Source organism: Isoptericola croceus, assembly GCF_029382255.1.
GTDB classification, from domain to species: Bacteria; Actinomycetota; Actinomycetes; order Actinomycetales; family Cellulomonadaceae; genus Isoptericola; species Isoptericola croceus.
Genome location: NZ_JARLLG010000006.1, coordinates 255,379 through 277,002, shown reverse-complemented (window position 1 = coordinate 277,002; position 21,624 = coordinate 255,379). Strand labels below are relative to the sequence as shown.

Annotated in this window: 21 protein-coding genes and 1 pseudogene; 8 read left to right on the top strand and 14 right to left on the bottom strand. The window is 69.2% G+C overall.

Annotated elements, in window-relative coordinates:
* Positions 1-157 precede the first annotated feature (157 nt).
* Positions 158-361, top strand: coding sequence for a hypothetical protein (locus PZC42_RS14665; RefSeq protein ID WP_277212278.1), 204 nt, complete (start codon positions 158-160; stop codon positions 359-361).
* Between the two features lie 60 nt (positions 362-421).
* Here PZC42_RS14665 and PZC42_RS14660 read toward each other — a convergent pair whose 3' ends face one another.
* The 4 genes and pseudogenes from PZC42_RS14660 to PZC42_RS14645 form a co-directional block, all read right to left on the bottom strand.
* On the bottom strand, positions 422-874 hold the full coding sequence (locus tag PZC42_RS14660) for a hypothetical protein (RefSeq protein WP_277212277.1): 453 nt from the start codon (positions 872-874) through the stop codon (positions 422-424).
* Positions 871-2,049 (bottom strand): hypothetical protein, encoded by a 1,179-nt coding sequence (locus PZC42_RS14655; protein ID WP_277212276.1) that lies wholly within the window; start codon positions 2,047-2,049, stop codon positions 871-873. Before PZC42_RS14655 ends, PZC42_RS14660 begins: the two co-directional genes overlap by 4 nt.
* Positions 2,050-2,070: 21 nt before the next feature.
* On the bottom strand, positions 2,071-2,643 hold the full coding sequence (locus PZC42_RS14650) for a recombinase family protein (RefSeq protein WP_277212275.1): 573 nt from the start codon (positions 2,641-2,643) through the stop codon (positions 2,071-2,073).
* A gap of 190 nt (positions 2,644-2,833) precedes the next feature.
* Positions 2,834-3,649 (bottom strand): annotated as a pseudogene (locus PZC42_RS14645) (transposase family protein).
* A 225-nt stretch (positions 3,650-3,874) separates the two neighbouring features.
* Here PZC42_RS14645 and PZC42_RS14640 point away from each other — a divergent pair.
* Positions 3,875-4,954: a DUF3800 domain-containing protein gene (locus tag PZC42_RS14640; RefSeq protein WP_277212274.1), complete on the top strand. Its 1,080-nt coding sequence runs from the start codon at positions 3,875-3,877 to the stop codon at positions 4,952-4,954.
* 96 nt (positions 4,955-5,050) lie between these two features.
* On the opposite strand, the gene PZC42_RS14635 is transcribed toward PZC42_RS14640, so the two are convergent.
* The gene (locus tag PZC42_RS14635) at positions 5,051-6,076 is read right to left on the bottom strand and encodes a putative endonuclease domain-containing protein (protein ID WP_438802958.1); all 1,026 of its coding nucleotides are present in this window, start codon (positions 6,074-6,076) and stop codon (positions 5,051-5,053) included.
* A gap of 555 nt (positions 6,077-6,631) precedes the next feature.
* Here PZC42_RS14635 and PZC42_RS14630 point away from each other — a divergent pair.
* Entirely contained in the window at positions 6,632-7,042 is a 411-nt protein-coding gene (locus PZC42_RS14630; protein WP_277212272.1) for a DUF4345 domain-containing protein, read from the top strand.
* 82 nt (positions 7,043-7,124) lie between these two features.
* Here PZC42_RS14630 and PZC42_RS14625 read toward each other — a convergent pair whose 3' ends face one another.
* On the bottom strand, positions 7,125-8,027 hold the full coding sequence (locus PZC42_RS14625) for a hypothetical protein (protein ID WP_277212271.1): 903 nt from the start codon (positions 8,025-8,027) through the stop codon (positions 7,125-7,127).
* An 87-nt stretch (positions 8,028-8,114) separates the two neighbouring features.
* On the opposite strand from PZC42_RS14625, the gene PZC42_RS14620 reads away from it, so the two are divergent.
* Both PZC42_RS14620 and PZC42_RS14615 read left to right on the top strand, forming a co-directional pair.
* Positions 8,115-8,654, top strand: a complete 540-nt coding sequence (locus PZC42_RS14620; RefSeq protein ID WP_277212270.1) for a peptidylprolyl isomerase — start codon at positions 8,115-8,117, stop codon at positions 8,652-8,654.
* An 86-nt stretch (positions 8,655-8,740) separates the two neighbouring features.
* Positions 8,741-9,544 carry a rhomboid family intramembrane serine protease gene (locus PZC42_RS14615; protein WP_308199841.1) on the top strand — a complete coding sequence of 268 codons (804 nt, stop codon included), beginning with the start codon at positions 8,741-8,743 and terminating at the stop codon, positions 9,542-9,544.
* Positions 9,545-9,636: 92 nt separating this feature from the next.
* Here the strand turns inward: PZC42_RS14615 and PZC42_RS14610 are convergent, their stop codons facing one another.
* Entirely contained in the window at positions 9,637-9,891 is a 255-nt protein-coding gene (locus tag PZC42_RS14610; RefSeq protein ID WP_277212269.1) for a cell division protein CrgA, read from the bottom strand.
* A 129-nt stretch (positions 9,892-10,020) separates the two neighbouring features.
* Here PZC42_RS14610 and PZC42_RS14605 point away from each other — a divergent pair, with 129 nt between their 5' ends.
* The 3 genes from PZC42_RS14605 to PZC42_RS14595 all read left to right on the top strand — a co-directional run bounded on the left by PZC42_RS14605 (position 10,021) and on the right by PZC42_RS14595 (position 12,363).
* Complete coding sequence (locus PZC42_RS14605; RefSeq protein ID WP_277212268.1) at positions 10,021-10,752, top strand: DUF881 domain-containing protein; 732 nt, start codon at positions 10,021-10,023, stop codon at positions 10,750-10,752.
* Complete coding sequence (locus PZC42_RS14600) at positions 10,749-11,549, top strand: class E sortase (RefSeq protein WP_277212267.1); 801 nt, start codon at positions 10,749-10,751, stop codon at positions 11,547-11,549. Before PZC42_RS14605 ends, PZC42_RS14600 begins: the two co-directional genes overlap by 4 nt.
* Before the next feature lie 160 nt (positions 11,550-11,709).
* A complete protein-coding gene (locus tag PZC42_RS14595) occupies positions 11,710-12,363 on the top strand; it encodes an aminodeoxychorismate/anthranilate synthase component II (protein ID WP_277212266.1) in 654 nt (217 codons plus the stop codon).
* Positions 12,364-12,397: 34 nt separating this feature from the next.
* Here PZC42_RS14595 and pknB read toward each other — a convergent pair whose 3' ends face one another.
* The 7 genes from pknB to PZC42_RS14560 are packed head-to-tail and all read right to left on the bottom strand — an operon-like array spanning position 12,398 to position 21,507.
* Positions 12,398-14,482, bottom strand: a complete 2,085-nt coding sequence (pknB, locus tag PZC42_RS14590) for a Stk1 family PASTA domain-containing Ser/Thr kinase (RefSeq protein WP_277212265.1) — start codon at positions 14,480-14,482, stop codon at positions 12,398-12,400.
* A complete protein-coding gene (locus PZC42_RS14585; RefSeq protein ID WP_277212264.1) occupies positions 14,483-15,919 on the bottom strand; it encodes a serine/threonine-protein kinase in 1,437 nt (478 codons plus the stop codon). It abuts the gene before it with no gap.
* Positions 15,916-17,373 carry a peptidoglycan D,D-transpeptidase FtsI family protein gene (locus PZC42_RS14580; RefSeq protein ID WP_277212263.1) on the bottom strand — a complete coding sequence of 486 codons (1,458 nt, stop codon included), beginning with the start codon at positions 17,371-17,373 and terminating at the stop codon, positions 15,916-15,918. Before PZC42_RS14580 ends, PZC42_RS14585 begins: the two co-directional genes overlap by 4 nt.
* Positions 17,370-18,968: an FtsW/RodA/SpoVE family cell cycle protein gene (locus PZC42_RS14575; protein WP_277212262.1), complete on the bottom strand. Its 1,599-nt coding sequence runs from the start codon at positions 18,966-18,968 to the stop codon at positions 17,370-17,372. The genes PZC42_RS14580 and PZC42_RS14575 overlap by 4 nt, the downstream gene beginning before the upstream one ends.
* Complete coding sequence (locus tag PZC42_RS14570) at positions 18,965-20,284, bottom strand: Stp1/IreP family PP2C-type Ser/Thr phosphatase (RefSeq protein ID WP_277212261.1); 1,320 nt, start codon at positions 20,282-20,284, stop codon at positions 18,965-18,967. The genes PZC42_RS14575 and PZC42_RS14570 overlap by 4 nt, the downstream gene beginning before the upstream one ends.
* A 7-nt stretch (positions 20,285-20,291) precedes the next feature.
* Positions 20,292-20,780, bottom strand: a complete 489-nt coding sequence (locus PZC42_RS14565; RefSeq protein WP_277212260.1) for an FHA domain-containing protein FhaB/FipA — start codon at positions 20,778-20,780, stop codon at positions 20,292-20,294.
* Positions 20,781-20,790: 10 nt separating this feature from the next.
* Positions 20,791-21,507: an FHA domain-containing protein gene (locus PZC42_RS14560; RefSeq protein ID WP_277212259.1), complete on the bottom strand. Its 717-nt coding sequence runs from the start codon at positions 21,505-21,507 to the stop codon at positions 20,791-20,793.
* Positions 21,508-21,624: the final 117 nt, after the last annotated feature.

The window sequence follows — 21,624 nt, the reverse complement described above, 5'->3', positions numbered from 1 at the left end:
TGGCTCCCATGCCTCCAGGGGCATACCGGAACCCGATTCATCCGTCCTGGCCTGCCGAGACACCCCGTCAGCGGACACACATTCTGACCGCTAACCCGCCATCCCCGGGGCTCGATCTATCTCACTGACTCAAACGTCTCGACTGGAGGACACCATAGTGACGACACTTCCAGACCCTGCCTGCGCGATGGGCTACCCGGAATGCCAGCTCGTGGCTCTGCTCGGCGAGAGCCGCATGCCTGCATTCGAGCAGTACATCGAGCTGAAGGCGCACCCCACGTGCTCCGGCAGCGATCCCTGCTCCGAACCGCACGGACCGGTCTTCTACGTCCACGACGTGGGGCGATTCATCGAGGGCTGAGCGGCGCTCCGTCCGCGGGCTCTGAGCACGGCGGCTGTCGCCCACCGTCCCGCTCCCAAGTCAGGTCTTGTCGTTCTCGTCGATGAGTGCGGCGAACTCGTCGTTGCCGAGCACCTTCAGTCCGAACTCCACCGCCTTGGCGCGCACGGCCTCGTCGCCGGTCACGACGATCCACTCGGGAGCGAGGAGGAACTGACTGTCATGCTCCTGCCCCTCGAGGGCGCACGCGACCACAAGAGGGTCCGCGTTCCCTTGGTTCGCGTACAGGTCGATGAGACGGGTGTCGCCATCGGGAACAGTGGACAGGATCTCGGAGAGCAGGTGGAGCACCCGCGGGGTCGTCGGGTGGGCGTTCCCCTGGAGAGAGGTGATGTCCGGGAACCCGGATGCCTCGTGCATCACCTCCTCGGGTAGCACCGCGTTCTCCAGGAAGTACGCGCTCGCCCGGCGTTGTCTGCCGATCTGGCCGAGGGCGTTCGTGTCGATCACGTAGCGCTGTCCGAAGTCGCTCATCCCACGGCCCGCCTCAGATCGTCGAGACGCGAGGGTTTGAGGTTGTTCAAGCAGATGGAGCGGCAGAACTCGCCGGGGGAGATGCTCCCGCTGTCGAGCGCGTGGAGCATTCGAACGGTGAGCTCGCGTCCGTTGTACTTCCGCACGGCGTTCTCGGGGTGGATCGGGCTCCGAGGCCCGCCCTTCGGGAGGGTCCGGAACTCGCCTCGCAGCTGGTCGAGGTAGTGGCCAGCGGTCTCGTGGGTGATCGTCCCCAGCCTCATTGCCCGCACCGTCACCGCGCTTGCGGTGACCTTGAACTCATCCGATGCGGCTTTCATGTCATCGAGGGACGTCGGGTTCAGCGCCTTCACCCGAGCCGTGGGCATCAGCATCGCGCCGGCGATGTTGTACTCGCGCCCCAGGTCGATCTCGGCGCTGCCGCCGTCCCAGGTCATCGGGGCGAAGATCCGGCGGGCCACGAGCACCGCCATCAGCGTGAGGGTGAAGATCGTCCGCCCGACCGGTTCCTGGTCGTCGCCGTGATCGCCTCCGGCCAGGAAGATGTAAGGGACCTTGTTGTCTCGGACGGTCATCCCGCTGAACTTGACGTGGCTGAGGCGCTGCGGCATGTAGTGCTGGACGCTTCGCGACACCAGGACCTGGTTGGCCTCGAGGCGATCGATGATGAGATCGAGCGCCTTCGTCTTGGTCCTGCACGCGCGGAGGTCGTCGTGCGAGAGGCCGATCGCCGACATGAGTCGAGCCGCGTCGGCGTCGACAGGAGGCGTGTCGTTCCGAAGCAGGCCGACGATCGTGTTCCGCTGCAGCGACGAGTCGTGTTTCCGTACCAGTTGCTGCTTGCGGATCAGGTCCTTGACGATCAGTTCGACGTCCCGGAGCTCCACCTTCGAGCGGGACCCGATCGAGAAGGTGTCCCTGCTGACGCCCGCGAGCAGCTTCTCGGTCTTCGTCTCCACCTGCTTCTGCACCAGTGACAGCGGCGCGAAGAACAGGGAGTACGGGATGTCGCCCTTCCGGGAGAGGTCGATCAGCTCGGCGTACTTGATGCGACCCGATTCCAGTGCGCGCTCGTAGCCCCGGTAGGTCCCTGCCAGCGAGTTGTCGAGGAGGGTCGTGAACACCTCGTCGTCGATCCGGACGGCGTCGTGGCCGAGGAGGACGTCAATGGTCATGTCCGCTGGCCTCCGGGGCGGTCACGCGCTCGCTCCGGACATCTCCTCGGCGAGCACCTTGTGGACGCTTCCCACGGACACGTCCAGCACGCGGGCGATGACTCGGATCGACTCGCCCTTCTCGCGCCGGGCGAGGATGCCCGCTCGCTTGTCGTCGTCGATCACGCGGGGGCGGCCTCCGACCGAGCCCCGCTTCTTGGCCGCTACGAGCCCGTTCTTGGTCTTCCGGGAGATGTCCCGCCGGCGGTCCTCGGCCAGCGCGAGCGCCAGATCCAGGATCAGCGATCGCTCGGCGTGCTCTCCAGCGGCGATGCCCTCGAGCACCTTCACAGCGACGCCGCGCTCGAACAGGTCGGTGAGGACGATGAGGCCCTCGAGAAGGTTCCTGCCTAGTCGGTTGACCTCCTGGACGGCGAGCATGTCCCCGTCCCGGAGGTGCTCGATCGCCTTGGTCAGCCCGGAGCGCTCGGTGACCGCGAGCTTGCCGCTGTCCTTCTCCTCGAACACCTTCGCGCAGATCGGGTCGAGCGCGTCGTGCTGCCTCGCCGTCTCCTGCGTCGCCGCGCTCACTCGCACCAGCCCGATCAGTGCCACTATGCCGCCTCCGTTCATCAAACCCGTTCATCTACCTGTCTCCAGCCTATCGGTTGTTGAACGGGTTTATGAACGATCTGGCGGACTGAGCGGGCTACTCGGAGGAGTTGTTCAGTCGTTCGCGTAGACGACCGTTTTCTGAACGGTGCATCCTTCATCCACCCCTGCATCATGAGTCTGAGAGGTGTTCTCACCAGCGTGATCGTCGGGTCCCGCGTTGAAGATTGAGCAGGACGAGTGCCGCGGCGGTGATCTCGGTGATGCGTGCGGGGTCGAGGGTGATCATCTGCGGTGTGGGCCAGGTCTTCTTCAGCAGGGCGTTGCCGCGTTCGGCGACGGATCGCAGCCCGACCAGGAGCTTGTTGCGGGTGATGTCGTCGGGGTGGGGGTTGGCGGGCAGGCGTCTGGGGTGACAGATTCCGATCCCGGCGCCCTGGTAGCCGGAGTCAGTGAGCGTGGGCATCCCGGCGGCCGCTGCGGGGTAGAGCGCTGGCAGGACGAACGCTCGCGCGGCGGTGATGTCGTGCGTCGATCCGGGCGCGACCGGCGAGACTCAGACCGGGTAGCCGGTGGGGTCGCACAGCACCTGGACGTTCCCGCCGTGACGGTGGTGCTTGCCGGAGTACCAGGATTCTGCGCCCGATGGGTTCTTCGGGCCGTGCAACTGCATCGTCGGCACGAGGGTGCCGTCCAGGCAGACGAACGGCCAGTCCTCCTGTCGGGCAGTGGCCAGCACGTGGTGCAGGTCGGGGGCGTGGGCGGCGATCACGTCGATCGCCTCGTGCAGGTACCGGTAGGCCGTCGCGGTCGAGATCTTCGCGTCGCGGGCCAGCAGGGGCATGCGGGTGGCGTCCTTGAACCAGCGCAGCGCCAGCAGCGCCTGCGTGCGCGCGGTGGCTGTCCGCTGCCAGGGGCGGATGTCGCGGCGCCGACGCTCAGTGATCCACCGGGTCACGGTGCGCAGGGTGTGAGCGGGCACGTCGAGGGTGGCACGATAGGTGATCAAGCAGGGTCCCAGTCGTCCGGTTTGTGTGTTTGGCGACTTGCATCCTGGTCCTGGGACCCTGCTGCTGCCAAACCGTCCGCCGGACGAAACCCGCAGGTCAGCGCGCCGTTGCGCCGATCAAATCACCGAGTCTGGTGAGAACACCTCTGAGTGTGCCCAGACTTCCGGACGCACGTCGTATCCTTCAGCCTGAGGCTGAATCTGCCATCGAATTGCGAGGACGACATGCTCCCGAGAGACACGTGGGAACCTCTGACCATCGCCTGCGATGAGTCCGGCAACGACGGCGAGAACAACCTAAACGGAAACTCCTCGGTGTTCGTGCATGCGAGTGTCGCGATCTCGACGGACGTTGCGCACAAACTGATGGACGAGGTCCGCACGAAGACCCGCAGTAGGGCCAATGAGCTGAAGTCAAGGACTCTTCTGCAGCCCAAGAATCACGTCGTCGCTCATTGGCTCCTGGCACACCCTGACCTCGCGGACCGGTGCTCGCTCGTCTTTGTCCACAAGCAGTTTTTCACTGTCTCGAAACTGTTCGACTCGACGGCGGAAGAAGTAGCCCACTCGCTCGGTGAGGACATGTACGAGAACGGCGCGGCACTATCCGCTGCCTCCATTCTCTTCTTCGCCGGACCTGGCGCGTTTGGGAGGCAGTGGTCGGAACTCCTCGACACCTTCGAAGCATTTCTTCGGTCAGCGACCGTCGACGTGGCACGGCATCGTCTTGACGAGCTGGTCGCCAGATTCCTGAAAATTCTGACGACCAGCGAGTCGCCGATTCGAGACTTCCTTGGGATGGCGTTCACTGGGATCCAGCATCTCGAGCAGCTGTCCATGCTCCAGCTTGGCGAGGGACTCAAGGAGAGGCTCCGAACGGCTGATCCGCTGCTCGCGGCCGTCGGGGCGACCATTAATGAGTGGAAGACCCGGTCCGGCCGTCCAATCGCAATGATCCACGATGACGCAAAGGAGCTCACTACGGCTCGTATCGAGTGGTTGAAATATTCCCTACAGCACCCAGAGCGAATTGCGGCGTTCATGGCCGGGGCGGGTGTCGAGGTCGCCGATATCCGTCTTGCGGACTCCAAGGTGGATCCCCGGATCCAGGTCGCAGATCTCCTGGCTGGCCTCGGACGTGTGGTCGCCGAGGACCTATTGATCGGGAAGTCGCATCCGCTGCTGTCGAGAGTGGACCCGATGCAGAGCCGCTTCTCTATCTGGCCCGTACGTGATAATATGTATCCGCAAAACGCTCGCGAGACTGTGAGCGAATCGCATCGGCTCCTCGGCGAGGATGCATAGAGGGCTGACCGGGCTCGTTGTTTTCGTCGAACGCCTCCTCAGGAGCGAGGTCCCCGCTCCTGGCAAGCGACGCCGTTCTGAATGCGTCAGAGTCGCTCAGCGCATGCGCTCGGCGAGCTGCTCGAAGAAGTCAGCGAGCATCTCTGCGGCTTTGTCGGCCATGAGCTCGGCCCCGCCGAACCGGTACACCTCGTAGCCGGCGAGCCTCAGGCGGCGGTCCTCGGCGACCATCTCGCTGTAGAGCCTCGGACTCGCCGCATCGCCTTCTGCGTAGTGCTGCTTTCCGTCGACCTCGAGCACGACCCGGTGCCTGCTCGAGAACAGGATCAGGAAGTCCATCCGCTGTCGCGCGAGCGGGCTTCCGCTCTGCCCGGCCGTCCGACGTGCCAGCTGCGTGGCGGGGTCGAAGTGGAGGTACACCTGCGGGATCAGCGCCGGCACGTCGAACTGGTTGTTCCTGTACCGCCTGGCGTATGTGTCGAAGACAATGGTCTCGACCGGGTTGTCGCCGAGCGACTCGCGCAGCCTGTTGTGCAGTTCCACCCCGACATCTCTGTCCTGCACGGTGTCAGCGAACCCCTGACGCTGCCGCCACCACTCGATCAGGTTCCGGTAGGTCAGGCCGTCGGCCGGGATCGGCTGATCGAAGACGAGGCAGTACTCGCCGTTGCGCGTGATCTGGATGTCGTTGTTGACGGCGTCGCGGAGCACCAGCTCGGGCTTCGGCCCTTTCGCCGCGAAGATGAGGTTCTTCGGCGGCGTGCCCACGCCGCCGCCCCGGTCGTTCGCCGCCAGGAGCGCGTTCAGATCAGGGATGAGCATCTCGTTGAGGTCGAGCTCGGTGACCATCCTCCGGGCGAGAGCGACGAGTCTCGAGAGGTCCCAGTCCTTGGTGTAGCCCTTGATGACGTCGCGCTTGGTGAACTCGCTCTCGGACGGCTCGCTGTCCTCCAACGGCCATGGCAGCTTGAGCTCCTCGCTGAGCACTGTCTCCAGGTCTTGCCGCGTGAAGCTACCGATGAGCGCTTCCTCGATGGCGCTCCGGAACGCCCGCGACGACACCTTCGGCGGTGTCTTCGGAGCGGCGGCGAACGCTGCACTGAGGAAGTCGAAGTCGGACACGACACCCATTGTCTCCGAGTCACGTCTGGCCCGACCCACACGAAAGGCCCCGGAGCGCTCCGGGGGCCTTTGGGTACGGTCAAGCCGAAGGTGTCCCGCGTCGGGCAGCTCCTCGGCCGCAGCCCGAACCCTACTGGGAAAGGCTCAGTAAGTGCGGGTACGTGCAGGAGTCGCACTGACGCGCATACGGGCGGGCGGCCCGACCACTCGCGCAGGCCCCCGTGTCGGGACTCGCCACGTCTGAGCAGAACGGTCTGGTGCGACGGATCGGGACGTGAGGCGCGACGCAGTGACCCACCTGAGTGGTGTTGGCTTATCTGGTGGCTTATCGCACCCGACTCGGGCCGACTCCGAGCGACGCGGAGCGTTGACTTTCCGCGGTTCGCGGGGCGTCGGTGCAGGCCACCACGGGTTTGCAAGCAGGGGGTTGGGGGTTCGAGTCCCCCTGGCTCCACCTAATGAAGGCCGTCGACCTGCAGGTCGACGGCCTTCGGCGTTCCTCGGGCCAGAGAATGGGGTAGTCGACGAGGTCATGTCCCTGGCAGGCTGCTCGGCATGGGTCGTCGGACGTTGGTCGTGGTCGTCGCTGTGCTGGGCGGTGTGGCAGTGCTGAGCGGGATCCTGGGGATCACGGGCGGGCCCGATGCTCTGCCCGGTGGTGAGCCCGTGAACGCCACCGTCGACAGCCAGTACCGGTTCGCCAACGTGTTCTGGCTCACCGCGGGCCTGCTCGTCTGGTGGAGCCTGCGCCGCCCCGAGCAGCGCAGCGAGGTGACGCGCGCGATCCTCGCGATCGCGGCGGTCGGGGGCGTCGCCCGTCTTCTCTCCGTGGCGGTCACCGGGTGGCCGCACCCGGTGTTCGTCGCGGTGATGGTGCTCGAGCTGACCGTCGTGCCCCTCGTCATCTGGTGGCACGTGCTGACCTTCGGGAGAGCTCCCATGGACCGGTCGGCCGCGACGCGCTGATCGACTGCGGACGCCGACAGCACGAGAGCCTCCGTCCCGACCGGGACGGAGGCTCTCGTCGTTCGGGACGTGCGTCGGCGGACTACTTCTTGTCGTCACCGGCCTTCTTGGCGGCGTCGTCGGCCGCGTCCACGGCCGCCTCAGCCTTCTTCGCGGCGGCGCCGGTGGCCTTCTTGGCGCTCTCGGCGGTGTCCTCCACCGCGTCCTTGGCCGCGCTGGAGGCCGACTTCCGGGTGCGGGTCGCCCGCGAGGTCGTCTTCTCCTTCGCGTCCTGCACAGCCTCGGTCACGTCCTCCTTGACCTCGGCGGCCCGGCTCGAGAGCTTCTCCGTGGCCTCCCTGCCCTTGGCGACCGCCGCTCCGGCGGCCTCGCCGACGGCCTCGGCCGCGTCACCGACGACGTGCCGCGCGTCGCGGGCCACGCCGTCGAAGTCGGGGGCGGTGGACTGCTCCCAGGGCTCGGCCCACGGGTCGTTCTGCGGCTGGGCACGGCGGTAGAACGCGTAGCCGACCGCGGCCGCGCCACCGGCGACGACGGTCCACACGAACGCCTTGCGGCGGCGTGACTTCCGCTGCGCCTTGCGGGCCGACTTCTCAGCCGCCTTGGCGGCCTTCTTGGCGGCCTTGGCAGCTTCCTCTGTCGTCAACGCTGCTCGGCTGGCCGCCTCGTTGAACACGTCGACGAGCTTCGGCAGGTACTCGTCCACGATCTTGTCGTGGGCACTGTCGACGAGCGGGCCGGTCCTGCCGGCGACCTGCTCGACACGGGGCGCTGCAGCCTGCACGCTGTCGTTCCACGCCTGCTCGACGCGTGGTCTGAGCCACTCGACGAACGCGTCGACACGTGGCGAGGCCCATTCCTTGGCCTGGCCTGCGGCGTCCTTGGCACCGTCCGCGGCACGGGATCCCGCGCCGACGAGCGCGGCCGTGACCTCCGCGGCGGAGTCCTTGACCTTGGCGGAGTCGATCTTCGGGGTCTGCACCATGCCACCCACTGTGCCACTCGTCGCGGCACGCTGCACCGCTACACGCCCGGTGGCGGGCATCCGGGTGCGCGGTGAGAGGATGGGCGCATGTTTGCAACCCTTCACACCTCTGCTGGTGACATCCGCCTCGAGCTCCTGCCGAACCACGCGCCCAAGACGGTCGCGAACTTCGTCGGGCTCGCCCAGGGAACCAAGGCCTGGACGGACCCGCGCACGGGAGCCGAGCGCAACGATCCCCTCTACGACGGCGTGATCTTCCACCGGGTCATCGACAACTTCATGATCCAGGGCGGGGACCCGCTGGGCACCGGGACGGGTGGCCCGGGCTACACGTTCGACGACGAGATCCACCCCGAGCTCGCCTTCGACCAGAAGTACCTCCTGGCGATGGCGAACGCCGGCAAGCGACGCAACCCCGTGACCGGTGAGGCCGAGGGGACCAACGGCTCGCAGTTCTTCATCACCACGGCGGCCACCTCGTGGCTGAACGGCAAGCACACCATCTTCGGCAAGGTCGCGGACGACGAGTCTCGTGCCGTCGTCGACGCCATCGGTGCCACGAAGGTGCGTCCCGGTGACCGTCCGGTCGAGGACATCGTCATCGAGCGCGTCACCATCGAGGACTGAGGGGCACCACCATCAGCACGCCGCAGCAGCCGCCCGTCGGCCGGCCGGGCGATGCACCGCCGGTCTGCCCGCGCCATCCCGACCGGGTGGCTTACGTGCGGTGCCAGCGCTGCGGCCGGCCGACGTGCCCCGAGTGCCAGCGCCCTGCCGCCGTCGGCGTGCAGTGCGTCGACTGCGTCGCGCAGGCGGCGAAGGAGACGCGAGGCGCTCGGACGGTCTTCGGCGGTGCGGTCCGGGGCGGCCGGCCGGTCGTCACGCTGACGATCGTCGGGATGTGCGTGGTGAGCTGGGTCCTCCAGCTCTCGACCGGCGGCGCCTGGACCCAGCAGTGGGCGTTCTCGCCCGCGATCGGTGAGGTGGAGCCCTGGCGCTTCCTCACGGCGGCGTTCCTGCACTCGACGACCCCGCTGCACATCATGTTCAACATGTACGCCCTGTGGCTCGTGGGGCCGTTCCTCGAGCAGGCGTTCGGGCGGGGCCGTTTCCTCGCTCTCTACCTGCTCGCGGCGTTCGGTGGGTCGGTCGGTGTGCTGCTGCTCGCCGATCCCCTGGGCCCGAGCTGGAACACCGGGGTCGTCGGTGCCTCGGGAGCCGTCTTCGGCCTGTTCGGTGCGATCATCCCGGTGCTGCGCCGGATGGGGCGCAACGCCGGGCAGATCGTCGTCCTCATCGCGATCAACATGGCGCTGCCGTTCCTCGTGCCGAACATCGCCTGGCAGGCGCACATCGGTGGGCTGGTCGTCGGCCTCGTGATCGGCGCAGGCTTCGCCGCCGCACCGCGCGACAAGCAGAAGCTCGTCGGCTGGGCCCTCCCGGCCGCCGTCGGCGTCGTCCTCGTCGCCCTGACGGTGTGGAAGTACTCGTCTGTGGACTACCTGGCCCTGTTCTGACGACCACGACGCCGGTGGACGCTGGCGTACGAGTTATCCCCAGAGATATGCACAGGTGTGGAATCACACCTGTGGAACTTGTACAGCCCAGGTCACTTCCAGCGTGTGGTCAGGGAGAACCCGGCGATGATCAGGACGAACCCGACCAGGAGGTTCCAGTTGCCGAGCGGCGGCACCGGCAGGCCGAGGTCCTGGCTCGTCAGGTAGTAGGTGACGATCCAGGCCAGCCCGGCGAGCATCAGTCCGAGCATGGTGGGCACGAGCCAGCGCGGGTTGACCGACGGCTTCTGGGTCACGGGATCGACCCCGCGGGCGGACTTCTTCTTGCCAGGCTTCGACTCGGACACTGGGCTGACTCCTGTCAGGGTGTTCTGCGGCGATCGGGCGCGATTCCCGACCGCCGACGACGGGTTTTTCGTCTAGCGTAGTGGCCAGACAACCCAGGACCAGCACGACGACGAGGGAGGAGCGCTGCGATGTCCCCACGGATCCGCTCCAGCATCTCTGTCGCGGGAGTGCTCGCTCTGTCCGGCGTGCTGTTCACGGCCAGCGCCCAGCTCGCCGACGGTCATCAGAGCCGCCACGCCGACGACCTGGCCTCGGTGGTCGCCGCGGAGTCGAACCGGGTGGAGGAGCTCGCCGAGCAGGCGAGCGCCCTGGACGAGGAGGTCGACCGGCTCGGTGAGCAGGTCGACGTCGACGTCCCCCGACGCGCTCCTGACCTGCGGGCGCGGGAGTCGGTCGTGTCCGGCGCCTGGCCCGTGACGGGCCAGGGCCTCAGCGTCGCGCTCGAGGACGGGCCGTCGTCCTCGCTCGACATCCCCGACGTCCGGCCGGACGACCTGGTGGTGCACCAGCAGGACGTGCAGCATGTCATCAACGCCCTGTGGGCGGGTGGAGCCGAGGCCATGACGCTCCAGGGGGAACGCGTGACATCGACGAGTGCCTTCCGGTGCTCGGGCAACATCATGCTGCTGCACGGCAAGGTGTTCTCGCCCCCGTACGTCGTCGAGGCGATCGGCGACCCCGACGAGCTGCAGGCCGCGCTCGACGCCTCGCCGGGCGTGGCGATCTACCAGCAGTACGTGGACTGGGTCGGCCTGGGGTACGAGGTGCGCAGGCTCGACGGCATCGAGATGCCCGCCTACAACGGCGGGCAGGAGCTGCGGTACGCCTCGGTGCCCGACGGCACGGACGTGTTCTCATGAGGCACGTGCGGGCGGGCCGCAGGGGTGGCGCGGTCAGCTCCTTCATCGGAGTCGTCGGTGAGCTGCTCATCACCGCAGGGGTGTTCCTCGGTCTGTTCGTCGTCTGGCAGCTGTGGTGGACGGACGTCCAGGCCGATCGTGTCCACACCCAGGTGCTCGCAGAGCTGGACTGGCCCCAGCCTCCCGCGGCGACCGAGAACGCCGAGGACGCCGACGACGACGGCCCGGCGATCGCGGGTGAGCACCGCGGGGAACCGCCCGTCATGGACGAGCCGGCTGACGAGACGGTCTTCGCCGAGCTGTACGTGCCGCGCTGGGGCGCCGACTACGTGACGCCGGTGGCCCAGGGTATCGACAAGGCGAGGGTGCTGGACCGCCTCGGCGTGGGCCACTATCCCGGTACCGCCATGCCCGGCGACCTCGGCAACTTCGCCACCGCCGGCCACCGCACCACGTACGGCAGTCCCTACCAGCAGGTGGCCGAGCTCCGGGAGGGCGACCCGCTCGTCTTCCGTACGGAGACGACCTGGTACGTCTACCGCAAGACGACGGACGAGATCGTCTGGCCGCACCAGGTCGAGGTCATCTCGCCGGTGCCGGGCCTGATGCCGGGCGAGCCGATACCCGACCTCACCGACAGGCTCCTGACCCTGACGGCGTGCCATCCCATGTACTCCGCGGCCCAGCGCTTCATCGTCTACGGCGAGCTGGACTACTGGGCTCCGGTCGAGGAGGGCACCCCCATCGAGCTCATCGAGGCCGGCGTCAAGGTGCGCGGCGCAGGAGGGCAGGCGTGATGTACGGCGGGTTATGGCGTATCCTCCCTGGACCCGCATGGTTCCGGGCGTTGTTCCTCCTCGTGCTGGCCTTGGCTCTGGTCTGGGTCTGCTTCGAGTGGGCCTTCCCCTGGCTCTCCGAGTACGTCCCCATCAACGACAACACCGTCGAGGCGCACCCATGACCTCCATCCTCGTCGTCGACAACTACGACTCCTTCGTCTACACGATCGTCGGCTACCTCGACCAGCTCGGGGCACGCACCACCGTGGTGCGCAACGACGCCGTGCCCGAGCCCGACGCGGACGGCCGCTTCTGGCACGACGACGGCACCCCGTACGACGGTGTCCTCGTCTCCCCCGGTCCGGGCACGCCGAAGCACGCGGGCTCGTCGGAGGACGTCATCCGTGCCTGTGCCCGCTCGGAGACCCCGATGCTGGGTGTCTGCCTGGGACACCAGGCGCTGGCCGAGGTCTACGGGGCGACGGTGTCGCACGCTGCCGAGCTCATGCACGGCAAGACCAGCGAGGTGGAGCATCACGGGGTGGGTGTGCTCGACGGCCTCGGGTCACCGTTCACGGCGACGCGCTACCACTCCCTCGCGGTGGAGCCGCACACCGTGCCCGCCGTCCTCGAGGTCACCTGCACCACGGCGGGCGGGGTCGTCATGGGTGTCCAGCACCGCGAGCTGCCCCTGCACGGCGTGCAGTTCCACCCCGAGTCGGTGCTGACCGAGGGCGGTCACCGCCTGCTCGCCAACTGGCTCGCGGTGTGCGGCGACCCGGAGGCCGTGGACCGGTCCGCCGGGATGGCGCCGCTCGTCCACCAGGGCTGAGCGGCGCCGTCCCGGGCGCGCTGTCCGGGACCTGTCAGTCGTCGTTCTCGTCGTCGTCCCCGCGGCCGAGACCGAGACCGCCGCCGTTGTCGTCATCCTCCGGCGGTGCCGGTGTCGCCTCGCCGGCGCTGCAGTCCTGCCCCTCGGCACCTGTCGAGACGGTGATCGTGACGTCCGAGCCCACCTCCAGCTCGGTGCCGGCCGGCGGGTCCTGCGCGGCCACGAAGCCGGGGCAGTAGTCGGCCGAGGACTGCGTGCGCTGGACCGGGTTGAGGTTGGCCTGTCCGTTCAGGATCGACTCGGCGTCGTCGGCCGTCCTCCCGACGACGTCGGGGACGCTGACGGTCTCGACCTCGGGCTCGACGCCGACGGTCAGCTCGACGCGGGTGCTCTGACCGACCCAACCCGCGTTCGGGGACTGGTTCACCACCCTGCCGACGTCGTTCGGGTCCTGGACCGGTTGCGTGCTGATCGAGGATCTGAGCCCCAGGCCGTCGAGGGTCGACTCGGCCTCGTCCCGGGTCTTGCCGATGAGGTCGGGCAGCTGTACCTGGCCGTTGGACACCACCAGGTCGACGGTGTCGCCCGGGTTGACGGCGGCACCCGACGTGGGGTCGGACGAGATGACGTCGCCCTCGTCCACGCTCGCACTGGCCTCCTCCTCGACATCGCCGACCACCAGGCCGGCGTCGTCGATCGTCTCCCTCGCCTGCTCCAGGCTCTGGCCGATGACGTCCGGCATGGCGAACGTCTCGGGTCCGCCCGAGAAGTACACGAGCACCGTCGAACCGACCTCCGCCTCCTCGCCGCTGGCCGGCTCGGAACGAGTGAGGGTGTTCTCGGGCTCGTCGGACTCGTCGTCCACGCGTTCGGAGTACTCCAGCCCCACGCCCTCGATGGCCCGCTGGGCATCCGTCCGGCTCATGTTGGCCGTCAGCTCCGGCACCGTGACGAGGTCGGGTTCGGCATCCCGGCCGCTGAGCCAGAAGAACAGGATCGCCGCCAGCGCCAGGACCCCGACAGCGATGAGGGTCCACATCAGCCCCTTGCGGCTGCGCTTCTCCTCTTCCTCCTCGTCCGGCCCGGTGGGTGAGCCGACGGCCGTCTGGTCGGTGGGCAGCCCGGTCTGGCCCCACGGGGAGGCTTCGCCGGCCGGCGACATCACCTGGGTGCCGTTGGCGTCGCCGAGCACCTGGGTGGCGGCGTAGCCCGCGGCCGCTCCGGCCGCCGCCGCGCCGAGGGCAGGAGCGATGAGGTTGCCACCGCGCATGGCCGCGTCGAGGTCGGACCGGAACTCCCCGGCCGACGAGTAGCGGTCGTCACGGTCCTTCGTGAGCGCGGTGAGGGTGATGCGGTCGAGCACCTCGGGCACGTCGTTGGCGATCTCGCTGGGCCGCTGGGGCTGCTGACCCACGTGCTGGTAGGCCAGGGCCACCGGCGAGTCGCCGACGAACGGCGGACGGCCCGTGAGCAGCTCGAAGAGCACACAACCGGTGGAGTACAGGTCGCTGCGGGCGTCCACCTGCTCGCCGCGAGCCTGCTCCGGCGACAGGTACTGCGCCGTGCCGATGACGGCCTGGCCCTGCGTCATCGTCGCGGCGGAGTCCGCCATGGCACGGGCGATGCCGAAGTCCATCACCTTCACGGCACCCGTGGGCGTGATCATCACGTTGGCAGGCTTGATGTCGCGGTGCACGATGCCCGCGTGGTGGGAGTACTCGAGCGCGCTGAGGATGCCGACCGTGATCTCGACGGCCTCCTCGATCGGCACGGCGGCGCCGTCGGCCAGGATGTCCCGGACGGTGTGGCCCTCGACGTACTCCATGACGATGAACGGGATGTGGACCTGCTGCCCCGCGGCGTCGGTGGAGATGTCCTCGCCGGTGTCGTACACCGCGACGATCGCCGGGTGGTTGAGCGCGGCGGCCGACTGGGCCTCGCGACGGAACCTGGCGAGGAACGAGGGGTCGCGAGCGAGGTCGGAGCGCAGCACCTTGATCGCGACGGTCCGGCCGAGGCGCGAGTCGTGGCCGATGTGCACCTCGGCCATGCCGCCACGGCCGATGAGCTCACCGACTTCGTACCGGCCCGCGAGTACTCGGGGTGTGTTGTCCACCACTCAGACGTCCTTCTGGGTCGTTGTCGCACCGACGGGGCGCGACGGGTCCGGGAGCATCATCCCAGAGTCGGGTTCGGTCATCGCCCGCAGACGCGCGGGCTGTGCCACGAGCACGCCGCCGGCGAGGAACGGCAAGGCCGAGGCGCCGTCGTCGTCCCTGCCGAAGAGACCGCTCATCAGCGTCGCCAGGAGCAGCACGCCGAGCAGCCCGAGCAGGGCGAGCAGGGGCCACGAGAGCTTGCCGAGCGGGCCGAGGCGCTGCCCCGTGGTGGTCGAGCTGCGCACCGGACGCGACGACGCCCGGGAGGCGGGGTCGCGGGCCGGCTCGCTGCGGTTCGCCGCCCGGCCGCGGGGATCGCCCTGCGGCGGGGTCGGGCGAGAGACACTGCCCGACCGCAGGTCGCGGCGGGCCGGGTAGGTGCGGGGAACGACGGTCTCGGGCTGGTCGGGCGTGGCCGACGACGGTGCGGAGTCCGGGCGTTCGGTACGCGTCGCCGGTTCGAACGAGCGTGCCGGCGGGACGTCGTCGGGCCGCGCGTGCCGCACGGGTGCCGGGCGCCCGGTGCGGGCGGCGCGACGGGCGGCGCGCGAGCGTGCGCCGAGGGGGTCCTCGGCGATCTCCCGTGCGAGCGCGTCGAGCTCGTCGGCCAGGGCTGCCCCGGAGGCGGGACGCTTGTTCGGGTCCTTGGCGAGCATCCGCATGATGACGTCGGTCAGACCGGGGTGGACCGTCGGCGGCAGCGGGGGCACCGCGCTGTTCACGTGCGCGACGGCGATGTCCACCGGCGTCGACCCGGTGAAGGGGCGCTTGCCCGCGGTCGCCTCGTACGCCACGATCCCCAGCGCGTACAGGTCCGAGGCCGCGGTGGCCGCCTGCCCGACGGCCTGCTCGGGCGAGAGGTACTGGGCGGTGCCCATGACCATGCCCGTCGCGGTCATCGTCGCCTGGTTGGCGGCCAGCGAGACGCCGAAGTCCGTGATCTTCACGCCCCGGCCGTCGTGCTCGAGCAGGATGTTGCCGGGCTTGACGTCCCGGTGGATCACCTTGGCGCGGTGGGCGTGATGGAGCCCGCGGGCGGTCGCCGAGAGGATGGGCAGCAGCTTGCGGGGCGCGACGACGGGCTCACGCTCGAGGAGGTCGGCCAGCGGCTCGCCGAGCACGAGCTCCATGACCAGGTACCCCGCGCCGTCCTGCTCGCCGTAGTCGTACATCTGCGCGATGTTCGGGTGCGACAGCGCCGCGCTGTTGCGGGCCTCGGTCCGCAGCCGCTTGAGGAAGTCCTCGTTGCCCGTGAACTCCTCCCGCAGCACCTTGACCGCGACGTCGCGCCCGAGGTAGCCGTCGTCGGCCACCCAGACCTCGCCCATGCCGCCGACGGCGACCTGCCGGGTGAGGCGGTAGCGCTCGCCCAGCGAGAGCCCGATCGAGGGTCTCATCCGTTCAGCACCGCCTCGATGACGGCCTTGGCGATGGGGGCGGCGACACGGCCACCCGTCGCCTCGGAGCCCATGGAACCGCCCTGCTCCACGACCACCGCGACCGCCACCTGGGGGTCGTCGGCCGGGGCGAACCCGGTGAACCAGGCGTGCGGGGGCACCTCGCGCGTGGTCTGCGCGGTGCCCGTCTTGCCCGCCACCGTGGTGCCGGAGATCTGGGCCGACGTGCCGGAACCGCTCTCGACGACCTCGACCATCATGTCGGCGAGCTGGGAGGCCGTGGACTCCGAGACGGCGGAGCCCATGCTCGACTCACGGGTCTCGGAGACGATCTGGAGCTCGGCGTCGCGCACGGTGTCGACGGAGTACGGCTTCATGAGCTCGCCACCGTTCGCGATCGCGGCCGAGACCATCGCCACCTGCAGCGGAGTGACCCTGACCTCCCACTGGCCGATCGCGGACTGGGCGAGGTTGTCCGGCGACAGGGACTCCGGGTCGGGGAACGTGCTGGCGACGGCGGAGAACGGCACGTTGACGCCCTCCCCGAACCCGAACTCGGCGGCCTGGTCGGCCAGCGCGTCGGCACCGAGGTCGACGCCGAGCTTCGCGAACGCGGTGTTGCAGGAGATGCGCATGGCGTCGGCGAGGCTCTGCTCGCCGCTGGGCGAGCAGGCCGTACCGCCGTAGTTGGGCAGGTCGGTCCGCGTCCCCGGCAGGGTGTACGTGGTCGGCGCGTCGATGACCGTGCTCTCGTCGTAGTCACCGCCCTCGATCGCTGCCGCAGCGGTGATCAGCTTGAACGTCGACCCGGGCGGGTAGTGGGTGTTGGTGGCCCGGCTGACCAGCGGAGAGTTCTCGTCGTTGAGCAGCTTCAGGTAGGCGTCTCGGGCTTCCTTGGTGTTGTGCGTGGCCAGGTCGTTGGGGTTGAAGGTCGGCTTCGAGACCATCGCGAGGATCCTGCCGGTCGACGGCTCCAGCGCGACCACCGAGCCTCGCTGGTCGCCCAGGGCGTCCCACGCGGCCCGCTGGGCCGCGGCGTCGATCGTGAGCTCGACGGAGGATCCCTGGGAGTCCGAGCCGGTCAGCAGGTTCCGCACCCGCTCCACCCACAGGGCGTCGGCGGACCCGGCGAGGAAGTCGTTCTCGGCCCGCTCGATCCCGGAGGTGCCGCTGACCAGCGAGTAGTAGCCCGTCAGCGGCGCGTAGAGCCGGCCCTGGGCGTACTCGCGCTGGTAGTTCCACTCGTCGTCCGAGGGCACGGACGAGGCGATCGCCTCACCGTCGACGACGATCGGGCCCCGGTCGGTGCCGAACTGGGCGTACAGCGCGCGGGCGTTGCGCGGGTCGCTGTTGAGCTTGTCCGCCTGGAAGAACTGGATCCATGTCGTCGAGACGAGGAGCGCGAGGAACATGACCATGACGATGCTGGCCAGACGGCGCGTGGTCGTGTTCACGAACGCTCACCTCCTCGGTGCTCGGGTCGGTGCTCAGGGGGGCCTTCGGTGCCGATGTGCTCGGTGGGGGCCGAGCTGCCGCCGGTGTCGTCGGGGGCACGGTCCGCGATGCGTCGGCGCGGCAGGTTGGTGCCCGCCGCAGGGGTCCCGTCCACCGGGGTGCCGCCGTCGGACCCGGGTGAGCCGACGAGGATCGGTTCCGGCTCGGGCGCTGGCGCGCCCGCAGCCACCTGGCCACGCACCGGTAGGTCGGAGGGTCGCCGCGCGCTGTCCGAGATGCGGAGCATCAGTGCGACGACGATCCAGTTCGCGAGGAGGGAGGAGCCGCCCTGCGCCATGAACGGCAGCGTCAGGCCGGTCAGCGGGATGATGCGGGTGATGCCGCCGATCACCACGAAGACCTGCAGGGCCATCGCGAAGGCGAGGCCGCCGGCGAGCAGCTTGCCGAAGCCGTCGCGCACGCTGAGCGCCGCCTTCAGGCCGCGCTGCACGAGGAGCAGGTAGCTCAGGACGATGACGGTGAGGCCGGTGAGGCCGAGCTCTTCGCCGAGCGCCGCGTAGATGTAGTCCGAGAAGGCGAAAGGGATCTGGAAGGGCCGCCCCTCACCCCAGCCGGTGCCGAACATCCCGCCGTTCGCCATCGAGAACAAGCCTTGGACGATCTGGTACGAACTGCCGAACTCGCGGTCGTAGTACTGCGGTTCGAACGGGTGCAGCCAGACGTCGATGCGCGCCTGGAAGTGCGGGAACGCTCGCGCCGCGGTGATCGCCCCGGCGCCGAAGAGCGTCATACCGAGCACGATCCAGCTCGAGCGGGATGTCGCCTGGTAGAGCATCGCGACGAAGAGGCCGAAGAAGAGCAGCGAGGTACCCAGGTCTTGCTGCAGGACGAGGACGGCCAGCGACACGATCCACACCAGGATGATCGGGCCCAGGTCACGCAGTCGCGGGAGCTGCAGGCCGAGGATCTTCGGGCCGGCCAGGGCGAGGGTGTCCCGGTTCGTCACCAGGTAGCCGGCGAAGAACACCGCCAGCGCGATCTTGGCGAACTCGGCCGGCTGCAGGGAGTAGTTGCCGATGAACACCCAGATGCGGGCGCCGTTGATCTCTCGGCCGAGACCGGGGATCAGCGGGAGCACGATGGCGACGAGACCGACGACCATCGCGGTGTAGGTGTACCGGCGCAGCCACCGGTGGTCCTTGAGGATCCACAGCAGCGCGAAGGCGATGACGACGCCCACCAGCGACGCCTGCATGCTGCCGGCCACGTTGGCCGGTGCCATGCCGACGCTGCCCGAGATCTCGAGCCGCCAGATCATCGACATGCCGATGCCGCTGAGCAGCACCACGACGGGCAGGATCACCTGGTCGGCCCAGGGGGCGCGCAGGCGCAGCACGATGTGGGCCACCAGGGCCGTCGCCCCGAGCAGCCCGCTGCGGAACCAGAACTGGTCCGGCAGCTCGCCGCGGATCGAGAGCCCGACCATCGCGAAGCCGCCGACACCGCCGGCCAGGGCCAGGATCAGCAGGAAGATCTCGGCGAGGCGCAGGGGCCGGCGCTGCCGGGGCTCCACCGCGGAGCTCTGCGAGGTCACGCCTCCGCCTCCTCGTCCTCGGCGTCGGACTCCGGGTCGGGCTCGGACGCCGGGCTCGGCGACGGCGAGGGAGTCGCGCTCGGCCGGGGGGTGGCAGCCGGTGCGGGGATGGCCTCGTCGATGAGGCTGTCGGCGCGCTCCCGGGCCTCGGCCTGCGAGGAGGCGCGGATCGTACCGTCGAGGCGTTCGCTCCAGAAGGCGGGGAGCTCGTCGACGGACGTGCCCGTCAGCTCGACAGGCCGGGAGAGGGTCAGGGGGCCGGCGTCCTGCGGGATGCCCTGGTAGACGGCGACCTGACCGTCCGCGACGCCCACGTAGTACTGCTCCTGGGTCCAGCCGTAGGCCCACCAGGCGCCGTAGCCGAGGCCGCCCAGCACGACGAGGACCACCAGCACGCCGATCCAGGGACGCCGCTTCGGCGTCGGCTGGGCGTCGTCGTCGTCCTCGTCGTCCTCGTCCTCGTCGGAGTCACGGCCCGAGGCGGTCGGGGGGGCGTCGTGCGTGGGCCGGGCGAGCTCCGGTGCCATGTCACCGGCCGCGGCGCCGACCACCTGCGTGGAGGTCGTCGCGGGCAGTGCCTCGTCCGCGTCGGGGTCCACGACGTCCGCGACGACCACGGTGATGTTGTCGGTGCTGCCCGCGGTCATCGCGAGCGTGATCAGCAGGTCCGCGGCCTCCTCGGGCGACTCGCACTCCGCGAGCACCTGCGTGATCTGCTCGACCGGGACGAACCCCGACAGCCCGTCAGAGCAGAGCAACCAACGGTCACCCGGACGAGCCTCCCGCACCGACATGTCCGGCGTGAGGTCGACGTCGAAGTCCCCCAGGACGCGCATGACGACGTTGCGCTGAGGGTGGGTCTCCGCCTCGTCCGGCGAGATCCGCCCGGTGTCGACGAGGTGCTGGACGAACGTGTGGTCCACCGTCACCTGGTTGAGGACGCCGTCCCGCAGCAGGTAGGCGCGCGAGTCGCCCAGGTGAGCCATCGCGAGGGTGTTGCCGGAGCGGAGCAACGCGGTGACGGTGGTGCCCATGCCCGCGAGGTCCGGGTCGACCTCGGACGCGTGCACGAGGTCCTGGCGCGCTTGCTCGACCGTCCGCTCCAGGTCTGCCAGTGCCTCCTGCGGCCCGTGCTCCGACTCGTCGAGAGGCGCCAGGGCGGCGATCGCGAGGCTGGAGGCGATGTCGCCACCCGCGTGGCCGCCCATGCCGTCGGCGACCACCAGCAGGTTCGGGCCCGCGTAGGCCGAGTCCTGGTTGTTCTGGCGCACCAGCCCGACGTCGGAGCGCGCGGCGTACCTCAGGGCGAGGGTCACGGCCGTGTCACCTCTGCAGCTCGACGACGGAGCGGCCGATCTGCACGCCGACCCCCGGTGCGAGGGGGATCGGCGACGTCACCTGCTGGTCGCCGATGAAGGTGCCGTTCGTGGAGCCCAGGTCCTCGACGTACCACTGGTCCCCCTGGGGGAAGATGCGCGCGTGCCGCGACGACGAGTAGTCGTCGTCCAGAACGAGCGTGCAGCTGGGTGCGCGGCCGATGAGGATCGACGACGTGGACAGCGGCAGGGTCGTCCCACCCAGCGGGCCCGCCGTGACCACCAGCTTGGACGGGCCGGAGCTGCGCGGCGGGGGCGGGCTGGCCGCCGCCGCAGCCGGGGCGGGCGCCGCGGCGCCGCCGTCGTCGGAGCGCTTGCGCGAGCGCGCGGAGCGCAGGGAGAGGTCACGGCGCAGCACTGCGACCGCCGAGAGCACGAACACCCAGAGCAGCACCAGGTATCCCAGCCGCAGCAGGGTGAACGTCAGCTCGCTCATCCTCGGTCGATCACCAGTCCTCGTTCGAGCGGCCGGCCGACGTGCCGGTCCAAAACATGATCCGGGTACGGCCGATGGTCATGGTGTTGCCGTCCAGCAGCGTCGCGGCGGGGACCTGGTGGCCCTCGACGAAGAGGCCGTTGGTGGAACCGAGGTCGGTGGCGACCACACCCTCGGGCGCGACCCGGATCTCGAGGTGGCGGCGCGAGACGCCCGGGTCGTCGACGACGATGTCGGCCTCCGCGTCACGGCCGATGACCGTGACGGGGCCGGTGAGCAGGTAGCGCTGACCGTCGATGTCGATGAGGGGGTGCCGGGTGCTCGGCGCGGGGTTCGTGGCGGGCGCGACGTTCCCGCGCACCGTGGCCGAACGCAGCTGGAACCGACCGCCTGACAGCTCCTCGTGGTTCTCGAAGGAAACGCTGACCGGGCCCACGAAGGCATAGTGCTGGGACGCCGCGTACTCCGTGAGGTTCGTGGCGAGCTCGTCGGCGAGGGTCTCCGCACCCCACGACTGCACCTGCGCGAAGTCGTTGGGGGACAGCTCGATCGTGAACTCGTTCGGCGCGACGGTACGGTCGCGGCCGACGACGGCGGCACGGTCGTCGATCTCGCGCCGCAGCCGGCTCGCCAGCTCCACCGCCTTGACCTCGCCGCGCCCGACCTTGGCGAACGCGTTGTTCATCAGTCGCTCGACGCTCTTCTCGAAACGGTCCAGCGCTCCCATGCCACCTCCTCCCGTCCGCCCGTGCCTGTCGCGGGCAGACTATCCAGATCGTAGGCAGGGGCGCACCACCCGCGCCCGTAAACCTGTGGATTTCGTGCGAATCCCTCGGGTAGACCC

Excerpts from the sequence above, each read along its gene's own strand:
- PZC42_RS14660 (WP_277212277.1), bottom strand. The coding sequence starts at position 874 with ATGAGCGACTTCGGACAGCGCTACGTGATCGACACGAACGCCCTCGGC.
- PZC42_RS14655 (WP_277212276.1), bottom strand. The coding sequence starts at position 2,049 with ATGACCATTGACGTCCTCCTCGGCCACGACGCCGTCCGGATCGACGAC.
- PZC42_RS14640 (WP_277212274.1), top strand. The coding sequence starts at position 3,875 with ATGCTCCCGAGAGACACGTGGGAACCTCTGACCATCGCCTGCGATGAG.
- PZC42_RS14630 (WP_277212272.1), top strand. The coding sequence starts at position 6,632 with ATGGGTCGTCGGACGTTGGTCGTGGTCGTCGCTGTGCTGGGCGGTGTG.
- PZC42_RS14625 (WP_277212271.1), bottom strand. The coding sequence starts at position 8,027 with ATGGTGCAGACCCCGAAGATCGACTCCGCCAAGGTCAAGGACTCCGCC.
- PZC42_RS14620 (WP_277212270.1), top strand. The coding sequence starts at position 8,115 with ATGTTTGCAACCCTTCACACCTCTGCTGGTGACATCCGCCTCGAGCTC.
- PZC42_RS14605 (WP_277212268.1), top strand. The coding sequence starts at position 10,021 with ATGTCCCCACGGATCCGCTCCAGCATCTCTGTCGCGGGAGTGCTCGCT.
- PZC42_RS14600 (WP_277212267.1), top strand. The coding sequence starts at position 10,749 with ATGAGGCACGTGCGGGCGGGCCGCAGGGGTGGCGCGGTCAGCTCCTTC.
- PZC42_RS14595 (WP_277212266.1), top strand. The coding sequence starts at position 11,710 with ATGACCTCCATCCTCGTCGTCGACAACTACGACTCCTTCGTCTACACG.
- PZC42_RS14585 (WP_277212264.1), bottom strand. The coding sequence starts at position 15,919 with ATGAGACCCTCGATCGGGCTCTCGCTGGGCGAGCGCTACCGCCTCACC.
- PZC42_RS14565 (WP_277212260.1), bottom strand. The coding sequence starts at position 20,780 with ATGAGCGAGCTGACGTTCACCCTGCTGCGGCTGGGATACCTGGTGCTG.
- PZC42_RS14560 (WP_277212259.1), bottom strand. The coding sequence starts at position 21,507 with ATGGGAGCGCTGGACCGTTTCGAGAAGAGCGTCGAGCGACTGATGAAC.